8 protein-coding genes are annotated in these 6175 nt (G+C 56.8%); 3 read left to right on the top strand and 5 right to left on the bottom strand.

The window, feature by feature from the left end; genetic code table 11:
• Positions 1-103: 103 nt before the first annotated feature.
• The 3 genes from ACYVG7_RS01590 to ACYVG7_RS01580 all read right to left on the bottom strand — a co-directional run bounded on the left by ACYVG7_RS01590 (position 104) and on the right by ACYVG7_RS01580 (position 1162).
• Positions 104-610, bottom strand: coding sequence for a hypothetical protein (locus ACYVG7_RS01590; protein WP_460881501.1), 507 nt, complete (start codon positions 608-610; stop codon positions 104-106).
• 72 nt (positions 611-682) lie between these two features.
• Positions 683-949, bottom strand: a complete 267-nt coding sequence (locus ACYVG7_RS01585; protein ID WP_460881500.1) for a hypothetical protein — start codon at positions 947-949, stop codon at positions 683-685.
• 42 nt (positions 950-991) lie between these two features.
• Positions 992-1162 (bottom strand): hypothetical protein, encoded by a 171-nt coding sequence (locus tag ACYVG7_RS01580; RefSeq protein ID WP_460881499.1) that lies wholly within the window; start codon positions 1160-1162, stop codon positions 992-994.
• 478 nt (positions 1163-1640) lie between these two features.
• On the opposite strand from ACYVG7_RS01580, the gene ACYVG7_RS01575 reads away from it, so the two are divergent.
• On the top strand, positions 1641-1778 hold the full coding sequence (locus ACYVG7_RS01575; protein ID WP_460881498.1) for a hypothetical protein: 138 nt from the start codon (positions 1641-1643) through the stop codon (positions 1776-1778).
• Between the two features lie 412 nt (positions 1779-2190).
• Positions 2191-3666, top strand: coding sequence for a 6-phospho-beta-glucosidase (locus tag ACYVG7_RS01570; protein ID WP_460881497.1), 1476 nt, complete (start codon positions 2191-2193; stop codon positions 3664-3666).
• 126 nt (positions 3667-3792) lie between these two features.
• Here the strand turns inward: ACYVG7_RS01570 and ACYVG7_RS01565 are convergent, their stop codons facing one another.
• Both ACYVG7_RS01565 and ACYVG7_RS01560 read right to left on the bottom strand, forming a co-directional pair.
• A complete protein-coding gene (locus tag ACYVG7_RS01565; RefSeq protein ID WP_460881496.1) occupies positions 3793-5058 on the bottom strand; it encodes an MFS transporter in 1266 nt (421 codons plus the stop codon).
• A 219-nt stretch (positions 5059-5277) separates the two neighbouring features.
• Positions 5278-5829 carry a hypothetical protein gene (locus ACYVG7_RS01560; RefSeq protein WP_460881495.1) on the bottom strand — a complete coding sequence of 184 codons (552 nt, stop codon included), beginning with the start codon at positions 5827-5829 and terminating at the stop codon, positions 5278-5280.
• A gap of 24 nt (positions 5830-5853) precedes the next feature.
• Here ACYVG7_RS01560 and ACYVG7_RS01555 point away from each other — a divergent pair.
• Positions 5854-6175: transposase (locus tag ACYVG7_RS01555; RefSeq protein ID WP_460881494.1), on the top strand; the 322-nt coding region annotated here is incomplete at its 3' end.

Raw genomic sequence — 6175 nt, 5'->3', positions numbered from 1 at the left:
ACAACCAAGAGCCCAACAGTGCAAAATCCTGGTTATCGGGTGGGGTGAAAATAGTCAACAACACGTAAAGGGAACAGCGCCAAGTAGGTCGATTTAGCGGCGCTTACAGTACATTACCAGACAGCTCGATTGATATAAAATCAGATAATGATACATCCGTAGTCAACCCCATCATATGAAATGGAAATCCAAACCCTCTTTTCTTTAAAATGTTCTTCTTTATTTCGCTGATCTCTAAAGAAAAGTCGCGTTCTATCAAGTCATCTAATGCATAATTGTCCCGGACATGATTATTAATGAGCTTGCAAAAATAATATAAAAGAGGATTTATCAGCTCGGATGGATAGCAGTTTATATTTGCTTTTTTCTTTACAATGCCAGCAAGAAGCCTAATCTTATACTCTACGATCTTAGAACGATAAAGCTGCCGTACAACTATTTTTCCTTTATCATTGATTACATCACTGCAATTAATTGCAAACAAAAAAACACCATCATCATTTTGTTTAGAAAAAAACGCCTCTGGTGACTCATTAAAGTTTTCATTATTTATAAAAAACTCTTCAACAATATTTTTAATGCTACCTTTTATACCAGGAGTAATAATCATTGAAACCATCCAAGCCGATTTTAATTAAATTATCTCATAAAAAGATAATACGATCACACTTACTAATCACACTTACATGGCTGTTGGATTTAAATATTTTGCCGTACCCCATGCTGCGACCGTTGATGATAATTCGAAAACAATAGGCAAAAATATAACGACAGCTGGAAGATCAATAAGCCACAAGCCAAGTAGAAGCAATAACGAGCCGATAAAAGGCACACCCGAGCGGGTCTTATATTGTCGAAACCGAATAGCGTCGTAAATAAATAGAACGAGGTAAATCATCTGCATAATAAATAGCAAAACCCCCACCAATATCACGACATAGACAACCATCCACGGACTCCAACTATATTCGTTATAAACCAGCCTGCGTTGCTACAACTGATTCGCAATAAAGTAGATGCCAAAAACGATGACGATAGCGGCCAGACATTGATAGCCGCTGATGAGGCCCAAAAGATAAGCAAACATGCCACCCAATGCCAACACCTGGGTACAGGGTATGGCGGCGCGGCGCAGATAACGGCTTCGAGTTTGCTTATCCATGGTGCCTCCACTGGATCGGTAGTCTTGGCTGCGGTTCGACGGGCTAACGCATTGTGCAATCGATGCTAGCGCACTTTGCAATCAGACCCAATCAGGCGCGTTCATAAATTAAGTCATAACGTGAAGTCATCGCCTGCACAGAATTACTCGCCGATGCCAGAAGGCGTCTGCCGGGCCGGGTGGAGGGGCGACTGCAGCCGGTGCGCGGTCAGGATGACCGCAAAAGGGAGCGTCACGCCATGGATGGCGTGTGGCTCCCGGCCGGAGAAAGATGACCCGGAGCCCGGGGCCTTCCCGGTAGTCGGCATACGCTCGGGCCCGGGATTGTCAAGGGGGAGGCCTTTTCCCCCTTGACCCGCCGCCGCCCGCCGCAGGTGGGCAAATCGCCATTGCCGACCAGGCGGAAACGGATCAAGCAGAATCCAGGCCCGAGCAACGAGGTGCCAATTGGAATATCGGTCGAATGGGGATTGGGCTTATGCCCCATTCACCCAAATCCTGCAGCCGTCTGCCGGGCCGGGTGGAGGGGCGACTGCAGCCGGTGCGCGGTCAGGATGACCGCAAAAGGGAGCGTCACGCCATGGATGGCGTGTGGCTCCCGGCCGGTGAAAGATGACCCGGAGCCCGGAGCTTTCCCGGCAGTCGGCACACGCTCAGGCCCGGGATTGTCAAGGGGGAGGCCTTTTCCCCCTTGACCCGCCACCGCCCGCCGCAGGTGGGCAAATCGCCATAGCCGAAAAGGCGGAAACGGATTTCAGCATCGCCGCTACGCCAGCTAATCGTCATAGCCGAAAAGGCGGAAACGGATTTCGGCTTCGCCGCTACATCGGCAAATATACCGTGCCGACCGAGGTCAGGAATCGACCGGGCCGCAGCCGATACAGGCGGCCCGCAGATCCCCCATCGGCTATCCTTGAGCCGATGACATCACACCAACAACCCATTACGCAACCGGTTGCACAATCATCTATAAACGGGCATGATGCCCACCGAACAATTCGATCCCACACCCGCCCAGCGAGGTTGCTATGCCTAAATCAGTGACGAAATCCATGCCGCAATCCCTAGAACACGGCTTTCCCGATAACTTTTTGTGGGGCGGCGCCGTCGCGGCCCATCAGCTCGAAGGGGGCTGGGATCAGGGCGGTAAAGGACCAAGCGTCGCCGATGTGCTGACCGGGGGAGCCCACGGCGTGATGCGCCGCATCACAGATGGCGTGGTCGAAGGCGAGTTCTACCCGAACCACACCGCCATCGACTTCTACCACACCTACAAGGAAGACATAGCCCTGCTGGCGGAGATGGGTTTCAAGTGCTTCCGTACCAGCATCGCCTGGACCCGCATCTTCCCGCGCGGTGACGAGCTCGAGCCCAACGAAGCCGGCCTGCAGTTCTACGATGATCTGTTCGACGAGCTGCTCAAGCACGGCATCGAGCCCGTGATCACCCTGAGCCACTTCGAGATGCCCTATCATCTGGCCAAAACGGGCGAAGGCTGGCTCAAGCGTGCCGTGATCGAGCACTTTGTGCGCTTCTCCGAGGTGGTGATCCGCCGCTATCAGCACAAGGTGCGTTACTGGATGACCTTTAACGAGATCAACAATCAGATGAACACCGACTCGGATCTGTTCGGCTGGATGTGCTCCGGCGTGCGCTTTAGCCAGCAAGCCGATGCAGTGCAGGCCATGTACCAGGCGGTGCACCACCAGTTTGTCGCCAGCGCCCGGGTGGTGACATTTGCCCATGAACTCAATCCGGCACTGAAAGTCGGCGCCATGTGCGCCATCAGCCCCTTCTATCCCTACTCCTGCCATCCGGACGATGTGATGCTGGCCCAGGTGGCGATGCGGGATCGCTACTTCTTCTCCGATGTGATGGTACGCGGCACCTACCCCAGCTATGCCCTCCTCGACTGGCAGCGTCGCGGCTTCGCCATCGAGATGGCGCCGGAAGATGCCGCCATCCTGGCCGCCGGCACCGTCGACTACATCGGCTTCAGCTATTACATGTCGAACACGGTACAAGCCGGGGAAGCCAAATCCATCGCCCATAGTCAGGACGCCAGCTCCCCCTACTCGGTCACCAACCCGCACATCCGCAGCAGTGATTGGGGCTGGAGTATCGATCCGGTCGGCCTGCGCTACGCCCTGAACTGCCTGTACGAGCGCTATCAGCTGCCGCTGTTTATCGTCGAAAACGGCTTTGGCGCCATCGATAAACCCGACGCCGATGGCCTGGTGCGCGACACCTATCGCATCGACTATCTGGGCGCCCATATTCGCGAGATGAAGAAGGCGGTGACCCTCGATGGCGTGGATCTCATCGGCTACACCCCCTGGGGCTGCATCGATCTGGTCTCGTTCACCACCGGCGAATACAAGAAGCGCTACGGCTTTATCTATGTCGACTTGCATGACGACGGCACCGGCACAGGTGCGCGCTCCCGCAAACAGTCCTTCGACTGGTACAAGAACGTCATCGCCACCAACGGCCGCGAGCTGTAACCAGCCGCCCCGATTTGTCACCCGCCATAACGAATCAGGCCCGGCAATTGCCGGGCCTGTTGTTATCTAGGGATCAGTCAGTTTGCGCTGTGTATCGCCAGGCAAGCACAAGCGTGGCGTCTGCACTCAGGCATCGTCTTCGGCCGGGGTCAGGCGCTCGCTCTCCGGGGTGCGCGGATCCAGCTCGCCGCCCAGGGGCGTATTCGGCGGCATCGGCATATAGCTCTGATGGGCATCCAGAGGCACGGCAGAGCGCGTTTTCTGTCGCCAGAGCAGGAACAGGAACAGGCCGCCGCCGCACAGCGCAAAGTAGATAAACAGCGCCTCGGGGCGGGAGTATTGCATCGCCTGGGAGGCCAGCAGCGGCCCGATCATCGAGCCGAGACTATAGGCCAGCAACATCCCCTGATTGGCACTGACCATCTGCTCCGGCGTCAGCTCGTCACAGGCCTGACTCAGACTGATGGGATAGAGCGAGAACGCCAGCCCGCCAAACAGGAAGATGATCGCCGCCCGCAACTCACCCCACGGCAACTGGCTGGCAATCAGCATGGCGAGACTGAAGATCAGCAACCCCATCCCCAACCCTGCCAGAATGCGCCGCCGATCGAAGCGATCGGAAAGCCGCCCCAGCGGGTACTGCAGCAGCATGCCGCCCAGGATCACCAGCGCCATCAGATTGGCGACCGCGCCCAGCTCCCGCCCGCTGGCGGCAAAAAACAGCGGCAACAAGCCATAGATGCCCCCGAGCACCAGACCCGAGGCCACACAGCTGCCAACCGCCGCCGGGGTCAGCCGCGCCAGGGTGAGCAAGCCGATATGGCGCGCCGTCCCGGTTTGCGGCAGCGGTACCCGGGTCAGCGCCAGCGGCAGTACCGAGAGTGACGCACTGATGGCCACCAGGGCAAACGGCGATAACTGCAGCGGATCGATAAAGTGCAGCAGCCACTGCCCAGCCGCCAGCCCGCCGTAGAGCAGTATCATATACACCGCCATCAGACGACCCCGGGTGGCCGGAGAGCTGGAGACCAGCATCCAGGATTCGATGACCACGAACAGGCCGCCGGTGGCAAAGCCGCCGACCAGACGCAGCCCGCTCCAGACCGCCGGATCCACCCACAGGCCGTGGCACAGCGCCAGTACCGCGAGCAGCGAGGCATAGGCGGCGTAGGCCCGAATATGGCCAATGCGCCGGATGAGCCGCACATTGACGAAAGCGCCCAGCACCAGACCGGCGAAATAGGCACTACTGACCAGGCCAATCCAGCCGGCAGCCACCCCTTCGGCGTTCAGGCGCAAGCTGAGTAAGGTGGAGAGCAGGCCATGGCCGACAATAAAGATCAGCAGGCCTAAGAGAGGTGAAAGTACCGTAGGCGGAATAAACGCCAGCATGAAACGCTCCTTCTAGTCACCGCAGCCGATAGACTCCCATGGATTGGGGGCCATCACGGTTGCCACAGGATCACCCTACATCATTCAGCTGCGGTTAACCCTAACACCAGATGTACGACCGTTAAAAAATCGCAAACGGGCAGGGCCCAAGCCGCCGGATGATGCTTGAGCCGGGCTCTGCCAGGAACAATCGCGCTGGCTTGGTCACGGCTTCCCGCTCTATCTCGGCGGATCCCTGTCTGTCCCCGGGGCAGCACTCGGCGAGAACCAGAGTTGCGGCTCCTGAAGCGGAGTTTGTGCGGGTAACAGGGGATTGTGCAGGTGGATGATTTCCCTTTGCTGCAGATCCGCTTTCTCAAGCGCCATCTGATGGGCGGGATAACTGAACAATAAACGGGCAAATGAACCATCCGCTATGGCCGCACGGAGCCCACGCTCGAGCTGGTCAGCCAGAGCCTGGTTCTTCTTGTGCACGAAAAAGTAGGCATCTGCGGGGTAGACCAGCAGGAAGTGGGGATCCACCATAGTATTCTTCAATTTTTTGCTCTCAATCTCTCCCCACGCCTCCAGGATCCCCCGCGGAAAGCAACGAATGCTGCCCTTGTCCAGCATGAAATGGATGCGTTTGTAATCGGAGATGCCGCGCACCTTGAAGTCATTGGCCGTAAGGATAGTCGTATCAGGCCAATCAGCCCCCTGATAGCAAGGCAACTGCCTGAGCTCCTCGACACTCATGCTGGCGAAGCGCTGCTCATCCCGTTTGTTGATCAAGATGACCCTGTAGCCTAACAACCCTTGCGTCNAGCCTTGGTGCAACGTGGTTCGTTGACCGTCTGGATGGATGAGCAAGCCATCCAGCAGTGGCATTGCCAGACCCATCATGGCCGCCGAGGGCGAGGCTTCCATTACAGCGACTCCGCCATTGAAACCGCGCTGATGCTCAAGGCGGTATTCAAGCTACCGCTGCGTGCCTTGGAAGGCTTCATCAACTCGCTGTTCGAGCTGATGAAGGTGCCCTTACAGTCGCCGGACTACAGCTGTATAAGCAAGCGCGCCAAGACGGTCGAAATCAAGTACCGCCTACCGAGCCATGGCCCAGTGGCTCACCTGGTCATCG

The sequence above is a fragment of the Pseudaeromonas pectinilytica genome, from assembly GCF_054780855.1.
Note: the sequence above shows the minus strand (reverse complement) of the source record. Positions and strands in the feature narration are given on the sequence as shown.